2 protein-coding genes are annotated in these 1624 nt (G+C 37.7%); both read right to left on the reverse strand.

The window, feature by feature from the left end; translation table 11 throughout:
• Positions 1–303: magnetosome magnetite crystal formation protein family (locus AC06OU_RS17880; protein ID WP_475857591.1), on the reverse strand; the 303-nt coding region annotated here is incomplete at its 3' end.
• A gap of 53 nt (positions 304–356) precedes the next feature.
• On the reverse strand, positions 357–1624 hold a 1268-nt coding region (locus AC06OU_RS17885), incomplete at its 5' end, for an amidohydrolase (RefSeq protein WP_475857594.1).

Raw genomic sequence — 1624 nt, forward strand, 5'->3', positions numbered from 1 at the left:
AATCCATGATCCCACAATAGGATAATTAAATGTTTCGCCATTGATTGCTTTAATTATACCTATAATTGGGACAACAAAAGCCATTATAGCAAAAATTATTACTAATGGAATACCTATTATAATAAATATCAGTAGAAATGATATAAACAGTAGGACTGACATTACTAATTGAAAAAGTACTGCTTGAATAGATAACTTTTTAATCTCATGGTTATCTACTACTAAGTACAACACAAACGGTACTAAAAACGGTGCAAACCAAGTGCTTGCATGTAATAATACTTTTAGCCCTGTATTTTCCATGATATAACCTCCTTTTTCTTTAACTTATTATACGGATATACAGATAATTAGTTTCATTTTCTTTCATAGACAATATTTCCAGCTACTACTGTTTTACACACAGACACCCTCGTTAAGTTACTTTCCGTTAGCGGCTCATTAACTATTGTAAAATCTGCATCATAGCCAGATTCAATTTTTCCTCGAGAAAGCTCCTTACCTATTGCCTTTGCACTACCTATTGTAAAAAGACAAAGTGCTTCATACAAGGATAGTGACTGGGCAGGATTCCACACATTGTTTACTGCAGCATCCATGGCCAAAAACGGATCTGCATTTTCAATGGGCGAATCTGAACCGCCTGAGCATTCTAATCCAGCATCTATAAGAGTCTTCCAGGCATATGCCCACTCCATTCTTTCGCTTCCTAGTCGTTCTCTTACCCAAGGAAAATCAGAAGGAACAAATATTGGCTGGATATCTAACACTAGAGGAAGCTTCTGCATTCTCTCTATTAAATCTTTCCGTAAAACATTTACGTGAATGAGCCGATCCTTTTTCGGATTAGGTGGCGGATATTTTTCGATTACGTCTAATATAAGCTCTGTAGCCTTATCTCCAATTACATGTACAGCTATGTTTTCCTGATGATCTCGAGCTATTTTCACTAATTGCTCAAGTTTTTCTTCAGGATGAACAGCTACCCCTTGTGTTCCACTGGCATCAAAATAATCAGTAGACAATAGAGCTGTTCTTCCTCCCAATGAACCGTCTACAAAAATTTTCATCGCACCAAATTCTATGAATTCAGTAGGTACCTCTCCCTGCATTTGTTCAAAAACTAAATGATGTCTTAACAGGTGAATTTTAAAATTTCCTTCTACAGCATCATGGTATGCTTTTAATGGCACATTATATGGACCGTAATAGGACATATCCTCCGTATGCACACCTGTAAGCCCCTTTGAGAGTAAATCTTGGATACTTAAACGTATAACGTTTGCTAAGTAATCTGAGGTAACTGGTGGGATGTGAGAAGTGATTAGGTTCTGTGCCTCATCGTAAAATAGCCCGTTTAATCTACCATTATCGTCTCTTCCTATCATACCGCCAACAGGACTAGTAGTCTCTTCGGTTATCCCCGCAATTTCCATAGCTTTGGAGTTCGCTACAAGGACATGTCTACAAATTCTTTTTAATACGATTGGGCTTTCTTGTATAACGCCGTCTAGATCAGCACGGGTAATAGGGCGACTCTCTATTAAATTGTTATCGTTCCAGCCCTCTGTTACGTACCACTGACCAGGAACAACCTTTTTTCTTACCTCTGTCACTATGTCTT

This window comes from Psychrobacillus sp., assembly GCF_056205495.1.